Source organism: Rhizobium brockwellii (assembly GCF_000769405.2).
GTDB classification, from domain to species: Bacteria; Pseudomonadota; Alphaproteobacteria; order Rhizobiales; family Rhizobiaceae; genus Rhizobium; species Rhizobium brockwellii.
Genome location: NZ_CP053441.1, coordinates 463,604 through 486,314, shown reverse-complemented (window position 1 = coordinate 486,314; position 22,711 = coordinate 463,604). Strand labels below are relative to the sequence as shown.

23 protein-coding genes are annotated in these 22,711 nt (G+C 62.7%); 21 read left to right on the top strand and 2 right to left on the bottom strand.

Annotated features, from left to right (window positions below; genetic code table 11):
• Position 1 precedes the first annotated feature (1 nt).
• The gene (gene cobM / locus RLCC275e_RS30365; RefSeq protein ID WP_033183829.1) at positions 2-760 is read left to right on the top strand and encodes a precorrin-4 C(11)-methyltransferase; all 759 of its coding nucleotides are present in this window, start codon (positions 2-4) and stop codon (positions 758-760) included.
• A gap of 21 nt (positions 761-781) precedes the next feature.
• On the opposite strand, the gene RLCC275e_RS30360 is transcribed toward cobM, so the two are convergent.
• The gene (locus RLCC275e_RS30360; protein WP_033183830.1) at positions 782-1,594 is read right to left on the bottom strand and encodes a TIM barrel protein; all 813 of its coding nucleotides are present in this window, start codon (positions 1,592-1,594) and stop codon (positions 782-784) included.
• A 161-nt stretch (positions 1,595-1,755) separates the two neighbouring features.
• Complete coding sequence (locus RLCC275e_RS30355) at positions 1,756-2,784, bottom strand: LacI family DNA-binding transcriptional regulator (protein WP_033183831.1); 1,029 nt, start codon at positions 2,782-2,784, stop codon at positions 1,756-1,758.
• Between the two features lie 133 nt (positions 2,785-2,917).
• On the opposite strand from RLCC275e_RS30355, the gene RLCC275e_RS30350 reads away from it, so the two are divergent.
• The 20 genes from RLCC275e_RS30350 to RLCC275e_RS30255 all read left to right on the top strand — a co-directional run bounded on the left by RLCC275e_RS30350 (position 2,918) and on the right by RLCC275e_RS30255 (position 22,671).
• Positions 2,918-4,006, top strand: a complete 1,089-nt coding sequence (locus RLCC275e_RS30350) for a fatty acid desaturase family protein (RefSeq protein ID WP_033183832.1) — start codon at positions 2,918-2,920, stop codon at positions 4,004-4,006.
• 18 nt (positions 4,007-4,024) lie between these two features.
• Positions 4,025-4,339, top strand: coding sequence for a MocE family 2Fe-2S type ferredoxin (locus tag RLCC275e_RS30345; RefSeq protein ID WP_003548266.1), 315 nt, complete (start codon positions 4,025-4,027; stop codon positions 4,337-4,339).
• Positions 4,340-4,350: 11 nt separating this feature from the next.
• Positions 4,351-5,577 carry an NAD(P)/FAD-dependent oxidoreductase gene (locus RLCC275e_RS30340; RefSeq protein WP_033183833.1) on the top strand — a complete coding sequence of 409 codons (1,227 nt, stop codon included), beginning with the start codon at positions 4,351-4,353 and terminating at the stop codon, positions 5,575-5,577.
• A gap of 26 nt (positions 5,578-5,603) precedes the next feature.
• Positions 5,604-6,419 (top strand): 3-methyl-2-oxobutanoate hydroxymethyltransferase, encoded by an 816-nt coding sequence (locus RLCC275e_RS30335; RefSeq protein WP_171816982.1) that lies wholly within the window; start codon positions 5,604-5,606, stop codon positions 6,417-6,419.
• 29 nt (positions 6,420-6,448) lie between these two features.
• Positions 6,449-7,447, top strand: a complete 999-nt coding sequence (locus tag RLCC275e_RS30330) for an NUDIX hydrolase (protein WP_171816983.1) — start codon at positions 6,449-6,451, stop codon at positions 7,445-7,447.
• A gap of 69 nt (positions 7,448-7,516) precedes the next feature.
• A complete protein-coding gene (nadA, locus tag RLCC275e_RS30325; protein ID WP_033183836.1) occupies positions 7,517-8,488 on the top strand; it encodes a quinolinate synthase NadA in 972 nt (323 codons plus the stop codon).
• Positions 8,485-10,026 carry an L-aspartate oxidase gene (locus tag RLCC275e_RS30320; RefSeq protein ID WP_033183837.1) on the top strand — a complete coding sequence of 514 codons (1,542 nt, stop codon included), beginning with the start codon at positions 8,485-8,487 and terminating at the stop codon, positions 10,024-10,026. The genes nadA and RLCC275e_RS30320 overlap by 4 nt, the downstream gene beginning before the upstream one ends.
• Positions 10,004-10,927 (top strand): carboxylating nicotinate-nucleotide diphosphorylase, encoded by a 924-nt coding sequence (nadC, locus tag RLCC275e_RS30315; protein WP_171816984.1) that lies wholly within the window; start codon positions 10,004-10,006, stop codon positions 10,925-10,927. Before RLCC275e_RS30320 ends, nadC begins: the two co-directional genes overlap by 23 nt.
• A gap of 668 nt (positions 10,928-11,595) precedes the next feature.
• Entirely contained in the window at positions 11,596-11,799 is a 204-nt protein-coding gene (locus tag RLCC275e_RS30310; protein ID WP_165402841.1) for a hypothetical protein, read from the top strand.
• 17 nt (positions 11,800-11,816) lie between these two features.
• Positions 11,817-12,806, top strand: a complete 990-nt coding sequence (locus tag RLCC275e_RS30305) for an ABC transporter substrate-binding protein (protein ID WP_033183840.1) — start codon at positions 11,817-11,819, stop codon at positions 12,804-12,806.
• Between the two features lie 5 nt (positions 12,807-12,811).
• Positions 12,812-13,585 carry an ABC transporter ATP-binding protein gene (locus tag RLCC275e_RS30300; protein WP_033183841.1) on the top strand — a complete coding sequence of 258 codons (774 nt, stop codon included), beginning with the start codon at positions 12,812-12,814 and terminating at the stop codon, positions 13,583-13,585.
• Between the two features lie 4 nt (positions 13,586-13,589).
• On the top strand, positions 13,590-14,384 hold the full coding sequence (locus RLCC275e_RS30295) for an ABC transporter permease (protein ID WP_033183842.1): 795 nt from the start codon (positions 13,590-13,592) through the stop codon (positions 14,382-14,384).
• A gap of 86 nt (positions 14,385-14,470) precedes the next feature.
• Positions 14,471-15,466, top strand: a complete 996-nt coding sequence (locus RLCC275e_RS30290) for an isopenicillin N synthase family dioxygenase (RefSeq protein ID WP_033183843.1) — start codon at positions 14,471-14,473, stop codon at positions 15,464-15,466.
• A gap of 2 nt (positions 15,467-15,468) precedes the next feature.
• The gene (locus RLCC275e_RS30285; RefSeq protein WP_082229847.1) at positions 15,469-16,440 is read left to right on the top strand and encodes a LysR family transcriptional regulator; all 972 of its coding nucleotides are present in this window, start codon (positions 15,469-15,471) and stop codon (positions 16,438-16,440) included.
• A 32-nt stretch (positions 16,441-16,472) separates the two neighbouring features.
• Entirely contained in the window at positions 16,473-17,825 is a 1,353-nt protein-coding gene (locus RLCC275e_RS30280; protein WP_033183845.1) for a cytosine deaminase, read from the top strand.
• 186 nt (positions 17,826-18,011) lie between these two features.
• Entirely contained in the window at positions 18,012-18,248 is a 237-nt protein-coding gene (locus tag RLCC275e_RS30275; protein ID WP_050516859.1) for a hypothetical protein, read from the top strand.
• 210 nt (positions 18,249-18,458) lie between these two features.
• Positions 18,459-20,405, top strand: coding sequence for a BTAD domain-containing putative transcriptional regulator (locus RLCC275e_RS30270; RefSeq protein ID WP_050516856.1), 1,947 nt, complete (start codon positions 18,459-18,461; stop codon positions 20,403-20,405).
• A 106-nt stretch (positions 20,406-20,511) separates the two neighbouring features.
• Positions 20,512-20,655 (top strand): hypothetical protein, encoded by a 144-nt coding sequence (locus tag RLCC275e_RS30265; protein WP_003553391.1) that lies wholly within the window; start codon positions 20,512-20,514, stop codon positions 20,653-20,655.
• 13 nt (positions 20,656-20,668) lie between these two features.
• Positions 20,669-21,931, top strand: a complete 1,263-nt coding sequence (locus RLCC275e_RS30260; protein WP_033183847.1) for a YcaO-like family protein — start codon at positions 20,669-20,671, stop codon at positions 21,929-21,931.
• On the top strand, positions 21,928-22,671 hold the full coding sequence (locus tag RLCC275e_RS30255) for a TfuA-like protein (protein WP_033183848.1): 744 nt from the start codon (positions 21,928-21,930) through the stop codon (positions 22,669-22,671). Before RLCC275e_RS30260 ends, RLCC275e_RS30255 begins: the two co-directional genes overlap by 4 nt.
• The last annotated feature ends 40 nt before the right edge of the window (positions 22,672-22,711 follow it).

The following is a 22,711-nucleotide window of genomic DNA, read 5'->3' as shown; positions in this document are numbered from 1 at the left end:
GATGACGGTGCACTTCATCGGCGCCGGGCCAGGTGCTGCGGATCTGATCACGGTGCGTGGCCGCGATCTCATCGCCCGGTGCCCGGTCTGCCTTTATGCCGGCTCTATCGTCTCGCCGGAGCTGCTGCAATATTGTCCGGCGGGTGCGCGCATCGTCGACACGGCGCCGATGTCGCTCGATGAGATCGAGGCGGAATATCTTCGCGCTGCCGCGGCCGGCCAGGATGTCGCCCGGCTGCATTCCGGTGATCTCTCGGTCTGGAGTGCGGTCGCCGAGCAGGTCCGCCGGCTGCAAAAGCATGCCATCGATTATACGATGACGCCTGGTGTTCCGGCCTTTGCCGCCGCGGCCTCGGCGCTCGGCCGAGAACTGACGATCCCGGCCGTGGCCCAAAGCCTGGTGCTGACCCGCGTTTCCGGCCGCGCGTCACCGATGCCGAACGACGAAACACTGGCGAAGTTCGGCGCGACGGGCGCCACGCTGTCGATCCATCTGGCAATCCACGCGCTGAAGCAAGTGGTCGACGAATTGACGCCGCTTTACGGCGTCGACTGCCCTGTCGCGATCGTCGTCAAGGCCTCCTGGCCGGACGAGCGCATCCTGCGCGGCACGCTCGCCGATATCGAGGCAAAGGTTGCCGCCGAACCGATCGAACGCACAGCGATCATCTTTGTTGGCCCCTCGCTCGCGGCAGAAGATTTCCGCGAAAGCTCGCTCTACGATCCGGCCTATCAGCGCCGGTTCAGAGGCCGGGAATAACTGCGGGCGACTGGGCGGCTTTTAAACCCGCGCTGCCAGATACTCCATGCTGGCGCGCAGCGCGCCGGCCGGGTCCTTCAGCGCATGCACCTCCGCCGCGAAGGGCTCGAAGGAGAACGGGCCGGTATAACCCGCCTGCAGCAGCACCCTGACCTGCCCGGCATTGTCGAGCAGGTCGTCGGCATTGACCAGGACACGGTGGGAATCACGCATATCGGCAACGGAAACAGCCGGGTCGTCGACGCCGGAGATGTGCACAAGGCCGGTCAGATCAGGAAAAGTCGCCGCTTCGCCGGCAAGGTGATGGTGGAAGGTGTCGTGGACAAGCCTGAAGGTCGATTCCGCGCCGAGCTCCCTGATTGCCTCGGCCGCCTCGGTCTTCGAGCGCAGCGAGCAGATCTCGAAACCGAGCGGCTCGACGAGACCGATAATGCCGGCTTCCTCCAGCATCGGCTTCAGCGCAATCAGAGACTGACGCAGATTGGCCTGCCGTTCGCCATCGGCGCAGCCGGTGCCGTCGTTCTTGGGAACGAGGACAAGCGCCTTGGCGCCCGACGCGCCGGCATAATCTATCAGTTCCTGCGCCTCGGCGGCCCGGGTCGCATTCCACTCATTGAAGCGCTGCAGGGCGTTGATCGAGATGATCGTCACTCCATGGCGGGCCGCCGCTTGCCTGATCATCTCGGGTTTGGTGCCATCAAGGATGGCATTGCCGGAAAGGTCGTTACGGATCTCGACGGCATCAATGCCGAGCGATCTGGCCAGCGCGAAGAAATCGCCGATGGCAAGCGACGGCGCGGCCATATGGTTGAGCGCAAAACGGATCGAAGTCATGATCGGTATCTCCTCCTGGTCTCCGCATCAGAGCGGAGCAGTCCTCGTGAATGGGTCAGCGAATCTCTATCGGAATTCGCGTCGCAATCCATCCGTCATCGCCGGTGCCCGCTTTCATCGCTGAGAGAATTTCGAACGGAATGATGGAATTCCATCACGCCTCAGATGTTCTCGGAAATATGAATATCGAAAGGCAGGAAGAGCTGCCCGGGAACAGCCGTTTCGCCGTTTTCGATCGCACCCGTCATCAGCACCATCAACTCCTTGCAGAGGGCGGGCAGGGGGGTGCCGATCGCCATGGCGACGATATCGTCGGCAAGGCCGGCTTTGCTGTCGGGCGTCAGCTCGTTGACCACCAGGACAATCTTGCCGCCGACACCTTCTTCGCGGAATGCCGAAATTGCCCCCTCCATGCCGCCGCCGCAGACATAGAGGCCGACGAGATCGGGATATTTCTGCAGAAGTGTCAACGTTGCCTCATGCGTGATCTCGGCAGTCTCGAGATTGATCAGCGTGTCGACGACATCGAACTCAGGCGCATTCTCGCGAAAATAGGAGCGGAAGCCGATTTCTCTGAGCTCATGGCCGTGAAAGCGGTGGCTGCCGACGAAACAGGCGACCTTGCCGGGCCTGCCGGCCGTCCGCGCAATCGTCCAGGCGGCAGTGCGCCCGACCTTGCGGTTGTTGACGCCGACATAGGCGTCGCGCACGCCCGTGGCGAGATCGGAGAGCAGCGAGAAGACGGGAATGCCGCGCTCCTTCAACTCCTCGACCGCCGTCGTCACCGCCGGATAATCCGGACCAACGAGAGCAACGGCCTGGTTGCGGGCACCGAGCGTCTTGATCTTTTCGACGATCGCTGCCGGTGTCGCGGCTGAAGGAAAGTCGATCTGCGTCTGGATGCGCGCGCTCGTCAGCGCCCGTGCCGCGGTTTCGATCTCACGCACGAAGCTCTGATAGAAGGGTTGCATCGGCTTCTGCAGCAGGAAGGCGAGCCTGTATTGCGGCAGATCCTCGAAGACGCGCTGCTTGATCAGGCCGACAGCGTGATAGCCGATCGACTGCGCCGCATCATAGACCCGTCGCGCTGTCTCCTCGCGCACCCGGTGGCGCGCGTTGAGAACGCGGTCGACGGTGGCGACACTGACGCCGGAGGCGCGGGCAAGATCGGATATGGTGGGACGGCGCATCGGCGTTCCTGATGGATTCAATCATGAATGCAAGCCATTTATGATGGCTTTTGATAGATTATATCAAGCCTGCATTGAGCGCTTTCCAAAGTCAACCTATTCTCCCAGGCAAGGGCATAACGGGAGGCGGATAATGGCGACCCAGACGAAGAAACGTGACTACGACCTCCTCGGCGGAAGCGGCCGCACCGCCGTCGAGACGGGGCTTGCGGCAGCCGAATGGTATCACACCGACATTCCCCGCAAGGAGATGAAGGCGCTAATGCAGCGCTCCGATGCGCCGGCGATCCGCGACACGATCATCTGGCTCGGCGCCATGGCAATCTTTGCCGGGCTCGGCATCTATTTCTGGGGCACGTGGGTGGCCGTGCCCTTCTTCCTCGCCTATGGCGTGCTCTACGGCTCGGCCTCCGACAGCCGCTGGCACGAATGCGGTCACGGCACCGCCTTCAAGACGCGCTGGATGAACGATGTCGTCTACCAGATCGCCTGCTTCATGATCATGCGCAATCCGGTGACCTGGCGCTGGAGCCATGCGCGCCATCACACCGATACGGTGATCGTCGGCCGCGATCCCGAGATCGCCGTCATGCGGCCGCCTGATCTCTTCCGGCTGGTGCTTAATTTCTTCGGCATCCTCGACGCCTGGCATGCGATCGTCGACATGCTGCGCAATGCCTTCGGCGGCGTCAGCGCGGCGGAGAAGACCTTCATCCCGGAGATGGAGCAGCCAAAGGCCATCCGCATCGCCCGCATCTGGCTGGTGATCTATGTCGTGACGATCGCGGCCGCGATCGCCACGGGTTCGATCCTGCCGCTGATGCTGATCGGCCTGCCGCGCCTCTATGGCGCCTGGCACCATGTGCTGACCGGTCTGCTGCAGCATGGCGGCCTTGCCGACAATGTGACCGACCATCGGCTGAACAGCCGCACGGTCTATATGAACCCCATCAGCCGCTTCATTTACTGGAACATGAACTACCACGTCGAACATCACATGTTTCCGATGGTGCCCTACCACGCGCTGCCCAGGCTACACGCGATGATCAAGCACGACCTGCCGGCGCCGAACCCATCGATCTGGTCCGGCTATCGCGAGATGATCCCGGCCTTCCTGCGCCAGCTGCGCAACGAGGATTATTTCCTGAGGCGCGAACTGCCGGCCACCGCGCGGCCCTATCGCGAGGAATTCCACAACGAGCTGGCCCCGGCCGCGCAATAATTACAATCGGAGGACAAGATGAGCGGAAATTGGATCCAGGTCTGCGACAAGGATGAGATCGACGAGGAGGATGTCATCCGCTTCGACCATGACGGGCGCACATTCGCGGTCTATCGCAGCCCGGACGACGAATTTTTCGCGACCGACGGGCTCTGCACGCATGAACATATCCATCTCGCCGACGGGCTTGTCATGGATGAGATCATCGAATGTCCAAAGCATAACGGCCGCTTCAACTACAAGACGGGCGAAGCCAAGGGTGCGCCGGTCTGCGTCAACCTCAAGACCTATCCTGTCAAGATCGAAGACGGTGCCGTCTTCATCTCGCTCTGAGGGAGGTTCGCGTGGTTCATTTCGTCATCCTGGGTGCGGGCGAATGCGGTGCGCGCGCCGCTTTCGCCTTGCGGGAAAAGGGCTTTGCCGGCGAGATAACGCTGGTTGGCGCCGAGCCGCTTCCGCCCTATGAACGGCCGCCGCTTTCGAAGGCCGGTCCCGCCGATGCGAGCGATCCAAAATTCATCGCCGCGGCGGAAAAATATATCGAAAACGGCATCCGGCTGCTGACCGGCTTCGAGGCAAGGGATCTCGACACCGCATCCAGGACCGTCACGCTTTCGGACGGTAACGTGCTTTCCTACGACAAGCTTCTGCTTGCGACGGGTGCCGCCGCGCGGTCATTCCCCGGCGCACAGGAAGGCAGCCGGCATATTCGTTCGCTGCGGACGCATTACGATGCGGCGGCGTTGCGCGATGCGATGAAGCCGGGACGGCATATCGCCATCATCGGTGGCGGGTTCATCGGACTGGAACTTGCGGCAACGGCGCGGCTGCTTGGCGCCGAGGTCACCGTCATCGAAGGGCTGGAACGCGTGCTTAAGCGCGGCGTGCCGGAAGAGATCGCCCATCTGCTCACCGAGCGCCACCGCGCCGAGGGCGTCGATATCCGCTGCGGCGTCTCCATCGAGGCGCTGACCGAGGAAAACGGAAAAGCCCTGATCCGATTGTCGACCGGCGAGGTGATCGAAGCCGATCTCGTGCTCGTCGGCATCGGTGCACGGCCGAATGTCGAGATCGCCGAAAGGGCCGGGCTGGCAATCGACAACGGCATTGCCGTCGATATCCATCTCCAGACCTCCGCACCGGATGTCTTTGCGGCCGGCGATTGCTGCTCCTTTCCGCTTTCGATCTATGGCGGCCGGCGGGTGCGGCTCGAATCCTGGCGCAATGCCCAGGAGCAGGGCACCTTGGCCGCGGCCAACATGCTCGGCCTTAACGAGGCCGTTTCGGCGGTGCCGTGGTTCTGGTCGGATCAATACGACATGACGCTGCAGATATCGGGCCTTGCCGAAGGGGCTGCCACGCATCAGCGCCGCGAGCTCGGCGCAGGCGCCTTCATTCTGTTCCATCTCGACGCCGGCGGTCGATTGATCGCCGCAAGCGGAATCGGGCCGGGCAATGCGGTGGCACGCGACATCAGGCTCGCCGAAATGCTGATCGCAGCGCGCGCCCATCCGAACCCGGCAGCACTCGCAGCCAGCGACATCAAGCTGAAATCCCTGCTGGCCGCCTGAGCCGCCCGATATTTTCAAAGGAATTGATGATGAAAAAACATAGACGCGCAACCGTCGCCGATCTGCTTTCGGAAAAAGGCAAGCGCCAGCTCACCATGCTGCGCGTCACCTCGCTGGAGGAGGCGGAAGCCGCCGAAAAGGCGGGGATCGACATCGTCTCCGTGCCGCCCTCGCTGCTCGGGCCGGTCTTTCGCGAAGCCGCGCCCGCTCCCTTTGTCATTCCGGGGCTCGAATATGGCGATCATGTCTCGGCCGAGGACTATCTGCGTGCGGCCTTCGCGGCGCTGAAGGCAGGCGGTGATGCGGTCTATTGCGCCGCAAGCCTGCAGACGATCCGACGCATGCGGGACGAGGGTATCCCCGTCTGCGGCCATCTCGGACTGATCCCTTCGAAGGCGACCTGGACCGGCGGCTTCCGCGCCGTCGGCAAGACGGCGGCGAGTGCGGCCGAAATCTGGCGGCAGACCAAGGCGCTGGAAGAGGCCGGCGCCTTCGCCGCCGAAATCGAAGTCGTCCCAGGGGATGTCGCTGCCGCCATCAGCAGCAACACCTCGATGCTGATGATCTCCATGGGAGCAGGCAGCGGCTGCGACGCCCAATATCTCTTCGCCGACGACGTGCTCGGCGCCAATCGCGACCACTATCCCCGCCATGCCAAGGTCTATCGCGACTTCGCCGCCGAACACGACCGGCTGCAGCGCGAGCGTATCGCCGCCTTTACGGAATTTGCCGAGGATGTCAGGACCGGCGCCTATCCGGAAAAGCGCCATCTCGTCGGTATCGACGACGTGGAACTGGAAATCTTTCTACAGCGGCTGAAAAGCGAGACGGGCAATAGCTGAGGGCAAACGCGCTCTGTTGCCTCGATGATGTGGGAAGCGCCGCAAAGGCGCTTCCTCTCCATTGGCTTCCGTCCCGGCCTGTGTCAGGAATCATCCGTTCGATTCATTCGGAACGGAGTATTCGGTCCCCTGTGACGATCGGCTTTGCGCATGCGGAATTGATTGCGGTGCTCGTCGCGGTGACGGGGGACGAACCGCGCGTGATGACCATCCGCTCCGGCAATGCGCTGCCGTCGGGGCCTTTCGAAATGGGGCATCGCACCCTGCAATCGGGCCTGCGCGAATGGGTGCAGGAGCAGACGGAACATCCCGTCGGCTATCTCGAACAGCTCTACACCTTCGCCGATCGCGACCGGAACAACGACATCCCAGGCGGGCGGACGATCTCGATCAGCTATCTTGGCCTCGTCAGCGAGCAGTCGGGCGCCGGCCGGCCGGGATGGCACGGCTGGTACGAATATTTCCCCTGGGAAGACCACCGGCAGGGCCGGCCAGCCGTGCTTGACGAGATCATGGCGCGTCTGAGGAGCTGGGCCGATGCCGATCCGGCAAGGCGCGACCATCGCCATCGCCGGGCGGATTTCACCTTCGGCCTCGACGGCGGCGGCTGGAACGAAGATCTGGCCCTGCAGCGCTATGAACTGCTTTACGAGGCGGGGCTCGTCTCGGAAGCCGGATGCGGGGCGGAGGCCAATCTCGGCCGCGCGATGTTTGCCGATCATCGCCGAATTCTCGCAACCGGCATCGCCCGGCTCCGCACCAAGATCAAATACCGCCCGGTCGTCTTCGAACTGATGCCGGAGAGCTTCACGCTGCTGAGGCTGCAGCGCACCATCGAAGCCTTGGCAGGGCTGACGCTGCATAAGCAGAATTTCCGCCGCCTCATCGAACAGCAGGAACTGGTCGAGGAAACCGGCGGAACCGAAAGCGAAACCGGCGGCCGGCCGGCCAAGCTCTTCCGCTTTCGCCATACCGTTCTCGAAGAACGGGCGCTGGCTGGAACGAAATTACCGCTCTCCCGCAATTGACATATGCTCACCGTGAGAATATCTCTTTGCCTATGATATGCTCAAATGGAGCATAATTAGGAGCCGGTCATGAATTATCCTGTTTCCGCATCCTCGCTCTACGAGCGCGTCAGCCGCGTCATTCCCAAAGCCGAATGGATGACGTTCGAAAATGACGTCGACGCGATCCTCGAACTCAAGCGCCGCCGCAACGCCGTCATTCTCGCGCACAACTATCAGACACCGGAGATCTTTCACGGCGTGGCCGATATCGTCGGCGACAGTCTAGCGCTCGCCCGCAAGGCGATCGAGGTCGATGCCGATGTCATCGTGCTTGCCGGCGTGCATTTCATGGCCGAAACGGCCAAGCTGCTAAACCCCGGGAAAACCGTGCTGATCCCGGATCTCGGCGCCGGCTGTTCGCTGGCGGATTCGATCACGCCCGAGGATATCGCGCTGCTGCGCCAGGCCCATCCCGGCGTCCCCATCGTCACTTATGTCAATACCTCGGCCGCGGTGAAGGCTGCCTCCGACATCTGCTGCACCTCGGGCAATGCCAAGCAAGTGGTGGAATCGCTCGGCGTGCCGAAGGTGCTGATGATCCCGGATGAATATCTGGCGCGCAATGTCGCCCGCGAGACTGATGTCGAGATCATTGCCTGGCACGGCCATTGCGAGGTGCATGAACTCTTCACCGCCGAGGATGTGCGCCAGCTGCGCGAAAACCATCCCGGCGTAACCGTGCTCGCTCATCCGGAATGCCCGCCAGAGGTGGTGGCCGAAGCCGATTTCGCCGGCTCTACCGCCGTCATGTCGGACTATGTCGGCAAACAGAAGCCGGCGCGCGTCGTGCTGCTCACCGAATGCTCGATGAGCGACAACGTTGCCGTGCACCATCCCGATGTCGAATTCATTCGCCCCTGCAATCTCTGCCCGCATATGAAGCGGATCACGCTGAGCAATATCCGCGCCGCCCTTGAGGAAAACCGCCACGAGGTCACCGTCGACCCAGCAATTGCGGTGGCCGCGCGCCGCGCCGTCGAAAGGATGCTGGCGATATGACCGAGATTCTCGAGCAGCTATCAGGACGCACGGTGATCGTCGGCAGTGGGCTTGCGGGATTGATGACCGCACTGACACTGGCGCCTGAACCTTCCGTCGTCATCACCCGCGCGGCCCTTGGCGCGGAGACATCGAGCGCCTGGGCGCAGGGCGGCATCGCCGCCAGCGTCGGCGCCGACGATAGCGCAGCGCTGCATCTTGCCGATACGCTCGCCGCCGGCGACGGGCTCTGCGATCCAGCCATTGCCGCCGACATCGTCGCCGAGGCACCAGCGGCTATCGCCGCGCTGGAGCAGGCCGGCGTGCGCTTCGACCGGAATGCCGCCGGCGAACTCTCGCTCGGGCTGGAGGCGGCCCATAATCGCCGTCGTATCGTCCATGCCGAAGGCGACGGCTCGGGTGCGGCGATCATCGCCGCGCTAATCCAGGCGGTGATGAATACCCCAGCTATATCAGTGCTCGAAGGCTTCGAGGCGCGGCGGATTGTGATGGACGGCGAGCAGGTCGCCGGCCTGCTTTGCGCGACCGCCAAAGGCGCCGCCATTCTGCCGACATCGAGGGTGGTGCTCGCCACCGGCGGCATTGGCGGGCTTTACGACGCGACCACCAATCCAATGGGCAATTTCGGCCAGGGGATCGCGCTCGCAGCAAGGGCCGGTGCCGCGCTCGCCGATATGGAATTCGTCCAGTTCCATCCGACCGCACTCGATTCACGCCGCCGGCCGCTGGCGCTGATCAGCGAGGCGGTGCGCGGGGAGGGGGCTTTGCTCGTCAACGAACGAGGCGAACGCTTCATGGCCCGCATATCAGGCGCCGAACTTGCACCGCGTGACGTGGTGGCGCGTGCCATCAGCGCCGAAATCGCCCGCGGAGGACGAGTCTTTCTCGATGCCCGCGATGCCCTCGGCAGCCGCTTTGCCGCGCGCTTTCCTGTCATTTCCGCCCTTTGCGGCGAGACCGGCATCGATCCGGCGAAAGACCTCATTCCGGTGCGCCCGGCCGTTCACTATCACATGGGCGGCGTGGCCACGGATGCAAATGGCCGCAGCTCTGTTCCCGGTCTCTGGGTTGCCGGCGAGGCGGCCTCGACCGGCCTGCACGGCGCAAACCGGCTTGCCAGCAATTCGCTGCTGGAGGCTGCTGTCATGGGCATGCGGGCGGCACGCGACATTTCAGGCATGCCGGCGAGTTTTACCGGCACCATCTCCGCCGGGAGTCTCCCGGCGCCGGCCGACGCGTCATTCGTCCGGCCGATCGTCTCGCGCCATCTCGGCGTGCTGCGCAATGCCGGCGCCCTTCATGGCGCGATCGCCGCACTGCTGCCACTTGCCGAAGGCAACGGTCCTGCCGCCGATCCGGCCATCGTCGCGCTGCTGATCGCCGTCTTTGCCAGCCTGCGGATGGAATCGCGCGGCGCCCATGCCCGCACCGACTTTCCGCTGAAGCTCGCCAACGCCAACCGGCGCCAGATGCACCTTTCCCAAGCGCTGGAGATCGCCCGCGCGACGCCGCCCTATGCCCTTGCAAGGAGTGCCTGAGATGAGCCTCGTTCCCCTTCCGCGCCTGATCGTCGAGCCGCTGGTGCGGGCGGCCCTGCTCGAAGATCTGGGTCTTGCCGGTGACATCACCTCGGCATCGGTCATCCCTCGCGATCACCGTTCGACGGTAGTGATGGCGGCCCGTCAGCCGGGCGTGATCGCCGGTCTCGATGCCGCCGAACTCGCTTTCTCTCTCGTCGATCCCGAGATCGTCATGCGCCGCCATCTCCAGGATGGCGATGCGGTCAAGCCTGGCGACGTGATCGCCACCATCGAAGGTCCGTCGCGTGGCCTGCTCAGCGCCGAGCGCACCGCGCTGAATTTCCTCGGCCATCTCTCAGGTATTGCGACTGTGACGGCTCAGATTGCCGCCGCCATTCGCGGCACCAAGGCTTCCGTCGCCTGCACGCGCAAGACGACGCCGGGCCTCAGGGCGCTGGAGAAATATGCGGTGCGGGCCGGTGGCGGCATGAACCACCGCTTCGCGCTTTATGACGCTGTGCTGATCAAGGATAATCACGTCGCCATCGCCGGTGGGGTCGCTGAAGCGATCCGCCGGGCGCGGGCGGGCGTCGGCCATATGGTGAAGATCGAGGTCGAAGTGGACACCCTCGATCAGCTGCGTGAAGCGATGGAGACCGGCGTCGACGCTGTTCTGCTCGACAATATGACGCCGGATCAGCTGCGCGAGGCCGTCGCCCTCGTCGCCGGCCGAGCCATCACCGAAGCGTCCGGCCGCGTAACGCCGATAACGGCTGCCGCAATCGCCGCTTCCGGTGTCGACCTCATTTCCGTCGGCTGGCTGACGCACAGCGCCCCGGTGCTGGATATCGGGCTCGATTTCGTCGAGGCGGCGACCGCAACGGAAACAAGCCCGAGACGGATTGCACAGGTGCTGTAATCTCTTTGGCCCGCTTCGGCTGAGCTTCCTTATCGCTGTCGAATTCCAGCAGTTCGATCATCACGGCGAGATCGGGCACCGTGTCGTAATAGGCATAGCGTCCGTGGACTGACGATGCCGCCGTTAGAGAGATGCGGGTCCATCGTAAACGTGACGGCCCCAAGTTCCTTCTCGACTGCGGCTGAAACGCCAATTCATGATCATCTGGGCGATCTCGTGCGCTTCGGCATATGTTCGAGTTCAACTTCAGACATGCTGACGGCCCAAGGCAATGGGCGATCGCCTGCATACGAAGGAGGCATTGGAAACCGTCCAGATGCGGGTCGCTACAAGAAAAAATGCGCCCGGAAAACGCAGATGCAAGCTGAAGGTGCGACAAGAAAATTACGAGCTAAGCGCTCTAAATATTAGAACGCTTATTTCTTCATCCGCCGCCCCGCTCGGCTGCAGAGGAATTTATACTTTGATTTCAATCAAATAGATGACGTGCCTGCCCACCTCAACCTCAATGCCGTGAATTTCGCCTGTTTTTTCAGCACGAGAGTTGAAGCGTTTAAAATCTTGCAGAACGCCGGAAATTCATGAGACAAAAGACCTGCGAGTAGAAGCGGTCTGAGCCTCGGTTCTGGACATTGCTCGGCGGGTAAATCTGTCGAGGAGATGTCCTAATGCAGGGAAAAACCAGTGATCTCGCCCGAAAATCCGCAGAGATCGACGCTGGAGCTGGTCACCTTCGCGCGCATCGTTGCTTTGCATGCCTGAGCAGCAAGCATTCTGAAAAACGCGATTGCGCAATTGCCAGGCTCGTCGCGGATGGCTTCGATCCGGAGCGCGTCGCCAATCACTATCCGTCCTTAAAAACCGAACACTAGTTGCGAAAGGTCGACCCATGTCCCGCACCAAGCTTGCCTTCTATGCACTTGCCGCAACCCTTTCTGCCGGCGCCACCTCCGCCGCCGACAAGGTGATCTTTCAGCTCGATTGGCTGCCGGGTGGCGACAAGGCGCCGATCTACGTCTGCATCCAGGAAGGTTTCTGTTCGGACGCCGGCCTTGAGGTGGAGATCGCCTCCGGTCGCGGCTCGACCGACGCCATCTCGCGCCTTGCCGCCGCGTCCTCCGACATCGGTGTTTCCGATATCGGCGCCCTGATGGCCGCCCGCGCCAATGAAGGCGTGAAGGTGACCGCCGTCATGTCGCTGTTCAACAAGGGGCCGCATGCCTTCTACGTCGCCAAGGGCGGTTCGATCGCAAGCGTCGCTGACGTCAAGGGCAAGACGATCGCGACGTCGCCTTTCACATCCTCGAATGTCTACCTGCCGCTGGTGCTCAAGGATGCCGGCATCGACATGGCGGATATCAAGCTTATCAAGGCCGATCCCGGCGCACTCGGCCCGATGCTGATGACCGGCAATGCCGATGGCATCATCGCCTGGATGACCGACCTGACGCGCTATAGCAACCAGGGCAAGGAAGCTGGCAAGGAGATCGTTGCCCTGCCATGGTCGGCAGCCGGGCTCGAGCTTTATTCCGCATCTCTCATCGCCAGCGACGATTTCCTCGCCAAGCGTCCGCAGGTCGCCGCCCGCTTTATCGCCGCCTACAAGAAATCCGTCGAGTTCGCCAAGGAGAATCCGGAGAAGGCTGCCGCTGCTGTCACCGCCATCGTACCGGAACTCGGCTCGGAAGATGTCCAGGGTTCGCTCAAGGACACGCTGCCGTTGATCTTCAACGAGGTGACGGAGAAGGACGGCCTCGGTGCCTTCGAAACCGCCCGCCTCGCCGAAACCTGGCGCCGTGTCTCTGAAGCGCAGGACATCGATCCGGCCAAGCTCGATCCGGAAACCACGGTCAACCGCACCTTCGTCGTCGCGGAGTAACCGCCATGGCGATGCCCGCTATCCGCTTCGACAGGCTTGGACAGGTTTTCGAAACCCGATCCGGGCGCACGGAAGCCCTGCGCGACGTCAGTTTCGATGTGGCCCGGCATGAGTTTGTCTCGATCCTCGGCCCTTCGGGCTGCGGGAAATCGACCCTACTGCGCATGATCGCCGGCCTGTTGAAGCCGACGTCCGGCTCGGCAGACGTCTTCGGTCTGCCGGTGACGGCCCCGCGTGACGACATCGGGATCGTCTTCCAGAAGCCGACGCTGCTTCCCTGGGCGACGGTCGAAGACAATGTCGTGTTTCCCGCCCGCCACAAGACCGGCCGGGTAACGGCAGAGGAGCGCGGGCGGGCGGGTGAACTGCTGAGCATGGTCGGGCTTGCCGGCTTCGAGAAACGCCTGCCGGACGAACTGTCCGGCGGCATGCAACAGCGTGTCGGCATCGCCCGCGCGCTGCTCATGGACCCGGATATCCTGCTGATGGACGAACCCTTCTCGGCGCTGGATGCCCTGACGCGCGAGGTGATGGGCTTCGATCTGCTGCGCATCTTTTCCGAACGTCCGAAGACCGTGGTCTTCATCACCCACTCCGTCAGCGAGGCGGCGCTTCTGTCCGACCGCGTTTTGGTGATGACCGGACGGCCGGGCTCGATCCTGACCGAAGTCACCGTTCCCGTCGGCCGGCCACGCGGCCCTGAAACTGCAAAGGACAAGGCGATCCATGACCTCTCCGATTACCTCCGCGATCTCCTCCTCACCCGTCACGCGGCGTGAGGCCATGCAGAGCCGTACGCCGGTCGCGCTCCTCAAGCAGGTTCTGGCATTGCCGGGCATCACGTCCGCCGCGGCCCTGATCGGCACGGTGCTGCTATGGGAAGCGGCGGCGCGGCTCCTGTCGATCCCGACCTATCTGCTGCCGCCGCCAAGCGCGATCCTCGGCTCGTTCTCCTCCATCGGCTTCGAGCGCTGGATGGGTCACATCGCCGCGACGTTGCGGGTGGCGCTGATCGGTTATGCGATGTCCATCGTTATCGCCATTCCACTCGCGGTGGTCATGATGCGATCGCCATTCCTGTCGCGAACGCTCTATCCGCTGCTCGTTGTAGTGCAGTCGACGCCGGTGGTGGCGATTGCGCCGATCATCATCGTCGTGCTCGGGGCCGGCGATGCGCCACGCATCGTTATCACCTGTCTCATCACCTTCTTTCCGCTCGTCGTCTCCACCGCAACGGGCCTTGCGGCAACCTCCCCGGAGCTGATCGAGCTGTCGCGAAGCCTGCGCGCCTCGGGCTTCCGCGAGATCACCCAGATACGCCTGCCGTTTGCGGTGCCCTACATCTTCTCGGCGCTGAAAATCTCGATCACGCTTGCCGTCATCGGCGCCGTGGTTGCGGAGTTCTGCGCATCCGAAGCCGGCGTCGGCTATTTCATCCAGCTGTCGACCTCCCTGTTCAAGCTGCCACAGGCCTGGGCCGGCTTGCTGGTGCTCGCCGCCATGTCGCTCTTGCTGTTTCAGGCCGTGGTCCTGACGCAGAAGCTCCTCTTTCCCTGGAGCCTGCCGAAAAACGGCTGAACCGATCCGGAGTAGAAGCGGTCGGGCCTTGCCCGGACATTGCTCCTCAACCGCCGGTTCGCCGGCATTCACGTAAGGAGAATGATATGAATATCCAGACAGACACCCTCGCGGAACTCGCCAAGGAAGCGACCATCGGCGGCATCGGCACGACCGTTGACCGGGAAATCCCCGTCATCGACCTTTCTGACTTCGACAACCGCAAGCACGAAATCGCTGATGCACTCTGGCAGGCCTCGGTCGATATCGGTTTCTTCCAGGTCTACAATCACGGCATCGCCCAGGACGATATCGACGCGGCCTTCGAAACGGCCTGGACATTCTTCGCACTGCCGGCGGAGGTTAAGGCGAAAACCCCAATGCCGAAGGGCATCAATGCCGGCTGGGAATTCAAGGCGCAGGTCCGCCCCTCCACCGGTACGCCGGATAACAAGGAGAGCTTCCAGCTCACCCGGCCGGACATGATCCGCCTCAACCTGTGGCCGAGCGAAGACGATCTTCCGGGCTTCCGGGAAAAGATGCTTCGCTTCGAGCGACAGAACTGGGAACTCGGCATGCGCATCCTCTCCTGCTTCGCGCTGAAGATGGGCTTTGCCGAGGATTTCTTCACCAAGGCGCATGACCCGTCTTCGGACCATTATCAATCGACTCTGCGCCTCATCCATTACATGTCGATGGAAGGCGCCAAGCCGGAAGACTTCTCGTCGTGGCGTGCCGGCGCGCATTCGGACTTCGATTGCTTGACCATCCTTCACCAGAAGGAGGGCGAAGGCGGGCTCCAGGTCTGCCCGGGCAAGGATGCAGCTCTGAAGGAATGGACGGATGTTCCGCCGCGCAAAGGCTACATCACCTGCAACATTGGCGACATGCTGATGCGCTGGTCGGACGACCAGCTGCAGTCGACGCTGCACCGGGTGCGCATGCCGCGGGAGAATGAGTACATGGGCCGCCGACTGTCACTGCCGTTCTTCTGCCAGGCAAACCGCGATGCCGTCATGCAGGGTCCGCTCGGCAAATACGAGGCGATCACCGCCGGCGAATACCTGACCCGGCGCATCAACGCCAATTTCGCCAAGAAGTGACGTTGAAGATGGTCCGTTGCGGTGACATCGTGGAACAGTCAATCCGACTCCCGTCAGGCAACGGACCCATCATGCTTCATGGACGCGCGCTGCGTTATATCGACGAGGTGGCCCGACAGGGCTCCATCCGCAAGGCGGCAAAGACATTGCATGTCGCCGCCTCTGCGGTGAACCGCTATATCCTGGAGCTTGAGGAAGAGCTGCAGGCACCCATTTTCGAGCGCCTGCCGCGCGGCCTGAAACTGACGAGTTCTGGCGAGATCCTCATCCAGCACATTCGCGAGACACTGCAGGCGCATCAGCGGATGCGGGCGCAGATCCAGTCCCTCAAGGGGCTCAATCGCGGCGAGGTGGTGCTGGCGACCATGGCAACGCTCGCTGCGGGCCGGATTGCCGAGATCGTTGCCGCCTACCGAGAAAAACATCCGCAGGTCAGCCTGCGGATCATGGTCGGCGACCGGACGATTGTTGCGGAGATGGTTGCGCTCGGCCAGGCCGATCTCGCCATTGCCTACAACCTGCCGGACGATACCCGGCTGCAACGCGCCGCCGAATTCCGCCATGCGCTGGGAGCCGTCGTCGCGCCCGCCCATCCCCTCGCAAACCGCAAGACCGTGCGCATGTCCGATTGCCTGCTCTATCCGCTGGTTCTGGCGGATCGATCGCTGTCGCTGCGCGAGGTCGTCGAGGCGACTGCCCCGGCGCGTGCCACCCTTGTTCCCGTCGTCGAGACCAATTCGATGGAACTGATGAAGCGCCTTGCCCGGACAACGCCTCACATAACCTTCCTCAACCGGCTCGATGTCGACCGCGAAATGGCAACCGGCGACCTGGTCTTCATTCCGCTGACGGGAACCGGCTCGCTGCAACGGCTCAATATCCTCCACCGCGCCCGCGGCTCGCTTTCGCCCGCCGGCAGCCATTTCATGCAATTCGCACAGGAGCGTCTGCTCGCCTCGTTCGACGAGAGCTGATCGCTCGGCAACCCATCCGATAGAGACCCACCATGAACGATCTTTCCCTGTTTCCCACCCTTGCCGCCCGTCTGGCGAGACAGGAGCGCATTCGTCTTGCGAAGGCGCGCGTCCCGGTCGCGCTGCTTGCAGATGACGTGCCTGGTGGTGCGGAGGTGGACCGGGACGGTTCAGCCCTCGTCGATATTCTGGTCGAGAACGGCAGGATCGCCGCGATAACGCCGGCCCTTGCCGATGGTGGCGAAGATGCAGTCGCGCTAGACGGCCGCCATGTCTGGCCGCTTCTGATCGACGCGCACGCCCATCTCGACAAGGGCCACACCATGGGACGGGCGCCCGATTCCGGCGGCACGCATCCGGGCGCGCGCGCCGCGACGACGGCGGACCGGCTTGCACACTGGAATGCCGACGACCTCCTGCGGCGGATGGAATTCGCTCTTGCAACGGCTGATGCCCATGGCGTGGCCGCTATCCGCACCCATCTCGACAGTCACGAGGGGCAGGCGGAAATCACCTGGAGCGCGTTTGCCGAAATGCGCGAACGTTGGAAAGGCTGCATCACCCTGCAGGCTGCCGGCCTCGTGCCGCTCGATGCCTATCGCGACGACTATGGCACCCGCCTTGCCGATATCGTTGCCGTCCACGGCGGCTTGCTCGGCGGCGTCACCCGCGCCTCCGGGGGCACCCATGGGTCAGGCCTCGACGATATCGACCTGCTGCTCGACCGGTTATTTGCGCTGGCGAAGGAACGGGAACTGGATGTCGATCTACATGTCGACGAGGCGGCACAGGCCGATGCCCTGCCGCATGTGGCGCGTGCCGCCATCCGACACGGTTACGAGGGGCGCGTGACGTGCGGCCACTGCTGTTCGCTTGCGCTTCTGGGCGAGCAAGAATTGCGCGACACGATCGCGCTGATCGCCGATGCCGGCCTCTCGATCATCACGCTGCCAACCGTCAACATGTATCTCCAGGATCGCGAAAACGGCCGCACGCCGCGCTGGCGCGGGGTCACGCCCGTGCAGGAATTGCAGGCGGCTGGCATTCCGGTCGCCGCGGCCGGCGACAATTGCCGCGATCCGTTCTTTGCCTATGGCGATCACGACATGCTGGACACCTGGCGGCAAGCGGTGCGCATCCTGCATCTCGACCACCCTTACGCGGATGCGCCCGCTCTTGCCGGCCCGGCACCCGCCGGCATCATGGGCATCGACGCCGGTACGATCGGCGTCGATCGTCCGGCAGACCTGATGATCCTGGAAGCCTGGAGCCTCGACCAGGTTATCGCCCGTCCGCACTCCGACCGGGTCCTCCTCCGCAAGGGGATCTTCGCCAACAGGACATTGCCCTCCTACAGCATGCTCACAGATGTCCAGACCGCGTGAGCCGCTCTCTAGGGAACAAAAAAGGGACTGGCAAAGCCCGCCGGTCCCCCTTGTCTGTTCAGTCTCGATGTCCGCTATATGACCGCCGATACCAGACCTCCCGCTGCTGGGGCCGCTTTCCGTGCCTGGATCTTCCTGAACAGGCAGAAATAGAGCTTGATGTACTGGCCGACCAGGATCGCGTTGATGGGCATCGTCAACTTAACGAAGGGTGGACTTCGCTGTGAGATCGTTAAGTTTACGATGCTCGTACTACTTTCCCGCGAGAGAAAGGCTGAGCATATCGTCACCGAGCACGACAATCCGGCCGATTGGCGCCGCTTCGCCCGGCGTTCGATCGAGCCCATCAAAGCGCTCGGACTACACGGTGGCTGCAATTTGATCGAGAACAGCCCGAAATACGGACCGTCGATAGCTCAATAACCTGCCGCCAGTGAACGCAAACCGTATCCTGATGACAGTGTTGATCAATCATCCACTGCGCGAGTGGTGCGCCAATATGCAAATATTCGATGAAATTTCTGCTTTTTAAAGCAAAACCGCTATGCGCCGGGCTCTTATGGCTCTAACATGTCTTTGATTGGCCGGTGCGCTTGTGCGCCTTGGCTTTCAGGGGGTGAGAACCGAGATGCGATGGACATCCGGCAGATGTTGACGAACAGGCTGTGCCTGCTCGGAAGACCGCGATTGCTGGCGGCGGGGAGAGAACTCCCCTTGCCGGAGAAGTCTTATTTTCTCCTCGCCATGCTCGCCGCCGAACCCAATTTCGAACTCGACCGCGAAACCGTCAGGCGACAGCTCTGGCAATCGGAGCTGCCGGAAAAACGGGCCGGCAGCCTGCGCCAGCTGCTGGCGCGCATCGAACAGAGCGTTCCCGCCGGCCTTCCACCGCTGCTTGCCGCGACCCGAACCCATATCGGCCTTGCCGATGGCTGGGAGGTCGACGTTCATATCCTGAAACAGAAAGGGCCGCTCGCCCCCGAAGACGGCGGCCTGCTGAACGGCGAATTGCTCGAAGGCGTCAAATCGCCGACGCAGGGCGCCGAGGACTGGCTGACCTTTGAGCGCCAACGTGTCGATGAACTGCGCTCCACCCATCTCACCCGGCTGGTCGAGATATCAGAAGACAGATCGGATGAAGAGCAGGTCACGCTTGCCAGGCGCCTGCTGGAACTCGACCCTGCCAGCGAGACGGCCTATCGCGCCTTGATGCGCACCTATGTCAGGATGAACGATCCGGCAGCGGCGCGTCAGGCCTATCTGAAGTGCAAGAGCCAGCTGAAGGACGATTTCGACACCGAGCCGGAAGAAAGCACCACCGCTCTTGCCCGCGAACTTAACCTGGTGCCGGCAGCGCAGGCGACGTCGGGACATCCTCAGTCGGCGCTTAACCTTTCCGTCGGTCCGCTTGGTCAGCCGCGTATCATCATCCTGCCGCCGGAAAGCATTTTCACCGATCCGCTGATGGAGCGCGTCGGCAGAGCGCTTCTCGAAGACGTCACCATCGGGCTCAGCCAGCAGCGCGGCTTCAAGGTGATCGCGGCGCATACGAGCCTGGAGATCCTCAGCCGTTCGATCGATCCGTCACGTGCCGTGCCCGGTCCGCTCGACCTGAGCTTCGACTATGCGGTCTACGTCACCATCCAGGGCCGCGACGAGGATGTCTTTGCGACCTGCCGGCTGACGCGGACAACGACATCGGAGGTGATCTGGGCCATCGAACTGCCGCTGGTCATGCAGAAGATCAGCGAATCCTTCGCGCATCTGACGCGGCGGATCGTCTCGTCGCTTGCCGACACGATCGAGCGTCACGAACTGGCGATACCAATCGGCGAGGCGCCGCCGTCCGCCTACCGTCTCTACCTGGAAGGCAAGCGGCTGATTGCCCAGACCGATCTGCAGCATCTGCGCCAGGCGCGCAAATGGTTCAAATCCTCGCTCAATCGTTATGAACATTTTTCCGCCGCCCATGCTGGCATGTCGCGCGCGCTCGGCATGGAATGGCTGATCCGCGGCATGCGGGACAAGGAACTGCTCGACGAGGCGAACGGTGCTGCCCGGCTAGCGCAGCAATCCGATCCGAACAGCGGCCGGGCCTATCGCGAGCTCGGCTTCGTGGCGCTTTATCGCCGCCGCTTCGACGAAAGCCTGGAATATTTCCAGCAGGCTCAGGATCTCAATCCTAACGACGCAGACATCCTCGCCGATTTCGCCAATGCGCTTTCCCACGATGGCGATTTCGATCGAGCGCTGGAGCTCAGCCGCGCGGCCTTCAAACTCAATCCGCTGCCGCCGGACTATTATTACTGGAACCTCGGCGGCATCCACTTCATGCGCGAAGAATATGAAATGGCGATCGAGGCGCTGGAACCGGTGAAGACCAAGCAGGCGACGGCCCGTCTGCTCGCCGCCTCGCATGCCATGGCAGGCGAGACGAGCAAAGCCAGGAATTACGCCAGGGTGGTGCTGGAAAACTTCCCCGATTTCCGCAGCGAGGACATCCGTCATTTCGTCCCCGATCGCGATCCCGCCTATACGGAACCGCTGATACAGGGCCTGCAACTTGCTGGTCTTCCCTGATTGCAAGGCCTTTTAACGAAGCCTGTAACGCTTAAATGACGCAGGCAATGTTTCTTTCCGATGGTTAACGGCAGCAAGGCGCTGTTCAACCAATCGGAGATGGAACATGAAGACGAATGCTGAAACCACTGCAGCTCAGACACAGTCGCTGCGCTTTTCTGCTGCCGCCAGGGCAGCCCTGAAGCAGGACGAACTCAACGTTTCCGCCAATGCGCTCGAGAGCCTGACGCATGCGCTGAGGTTCCGCTAAGGAACAGATCGGTATGTCCGCTTTCACCGACCTTGAAACGCTAGCCGGTGACCTTAAACGATCATCGGCCGGTGTCAGCGATTATCATGACCGCGCGGTCACGCCGGCTCAGACCCTCGCAGCCATCAGGCCGCATCTGCGCGAATTCGGCATCACGCGCGTCGGTCTGCTGACTGCACTCGACGTCTTGAACATCCCCGTCGCCTTCGCAACGAGGCCGAATAGCCATACGCTCTCGGTGTTTCAGGGCAAGGGTATCGACAATGATGCCGCCATGACCTCGGCGGCGATGGAAGCGGTCGAGACGCGGATCGCCGAAATTGCCCCCGCCGACCTGACGCAGGCGACGATCGACAGCATGCGGGCGGAGCATGCCGCGATGATCGATCTCGACAATGTCGCACGCTGCGCGCCCGACGAGATCGGCAGCAGTCCTATTCCCTGGTGCACAGGGCTCGACATCCTTTCCGGCAGCAGCTTCTTCGTGCCCTGGTGGCTCGTCGGTCTCGACCATCGCGGCGAGAGGCCGCCAGGCTTCGAGCAGTCGAGCGATGGGCTCGCCTCCGGCAACACCCCGTCCGAAGCGGTCTTGCATGGGCTTTGCGAGCTGGTGGAGCGCGACGCCTGGGCCTTGACCCAGCTGAAATCGCCGGAACGTCTGAAGGAGAGCCGCATCGACCCTGCCTCCTTCGGCGATGCGGTCATCGACGTCATGACCGACCGGATCACACGCGCCGGCATGAAACTGCTGCTGCTCGACATGACGACGGATATCGGCGTTCCCGCTTTTCTGGCCGTCATCATGCCAGGCAATCTTTCCGACCGTGTCGACGCGCGCTGGTCGCATGTCTGCGGTGGCTGCGGCTGCCACCCCGATCCCGTGCGCGCCGCGCTGCGTGCCATCACCGAAGCGGCGCAGAGCCGGCTGACCGCGATCGCCGGCAGCCGCGACGATTTCTCGCCGCGCATCTATCAGCGGCTCGACCGGAGTGCGGCGATGCAGCAGGTGGTCGAACTTTGCGAGGGCGACGGTCGGATGCGCGCGTTCCAGGTCCGTCATCGCCGCCCGGCGCCAATCCAGGAAACCATCGCTCATATTGCCGACCGACTGGCGGCGACCGGCATCGAGCAGATCATCGTCGTGCCCTTTCCGCATCGATCCCTGCCGATCTCGGTCGTCAGAGTGATCGTGCCGGGACTGGAGGTCGATATATCAGGCCAATACATCCAGCTCGGCATGCGCGCGGTCAACACCATAAGAGGAGCCGAATCATGAAGGTGCTGTTCGTCGGCCCGAGCCTTGGCAGTGATCTTGCCGCTGCAAGAGCCATGTCTCCTTGCATGAACTTCCGGCCGCCGGCCGCCGCCGGCGACATCCTGAAGGCCGTTCGGGACGGCGCCACTGCAATCGGCTTGGTCGACGGTTACTTCGGCGACCTGCCTTCGGTCTGGCACAAGGAAATACTTTACGCACTCGAACATGATGTCGCCGTTGCCGGCGGGGCCAGCATGGGGGCGTTGCGGGCAGCTGAATGCGCGCCCTTCGGCATGGTCGGGCTCGGCTCGATCTTCGAAGATTACGAGTCCGGACGGCTGCTCGACGATGAGGCCGTCGCGCTGGTGCATGCGCCACAGGAGCTCGGCTGGCTACCGCTTTCCGTGCCTTGGGTCGATTTTGAGCCGACAATCGATGCGCTTCACGCCAAAGGCGAGATTTCGCCCGGTGAGCGCAAGAAGCTGTTGCTGGCCGGCCGGTTTCTGCATTTCTCCGAGCGCACCTATGCGAAGGTGGCCGACGAGTGCCATTTCCGCAAGCCGCGCCGCGACCATATCCTCGCCGCCATCCGCAGCAGCCGCGTCGAGCGCAAGCGCAACGACGCGCGACTGGTGCTGGAATGGCTGCGCCGGGATAAATTCCTCCCCGTCAACCGTGACTGGCACTTTGCCGCGACCTCACATTGGGAGCTCTTGCACGCCGAAGTCACGCGCAATGCGGTTCCTGTAACGCTTGAATAACGGTCGCGGCGGAAAGATGCAGCAGTGAGGGAATCGTAGG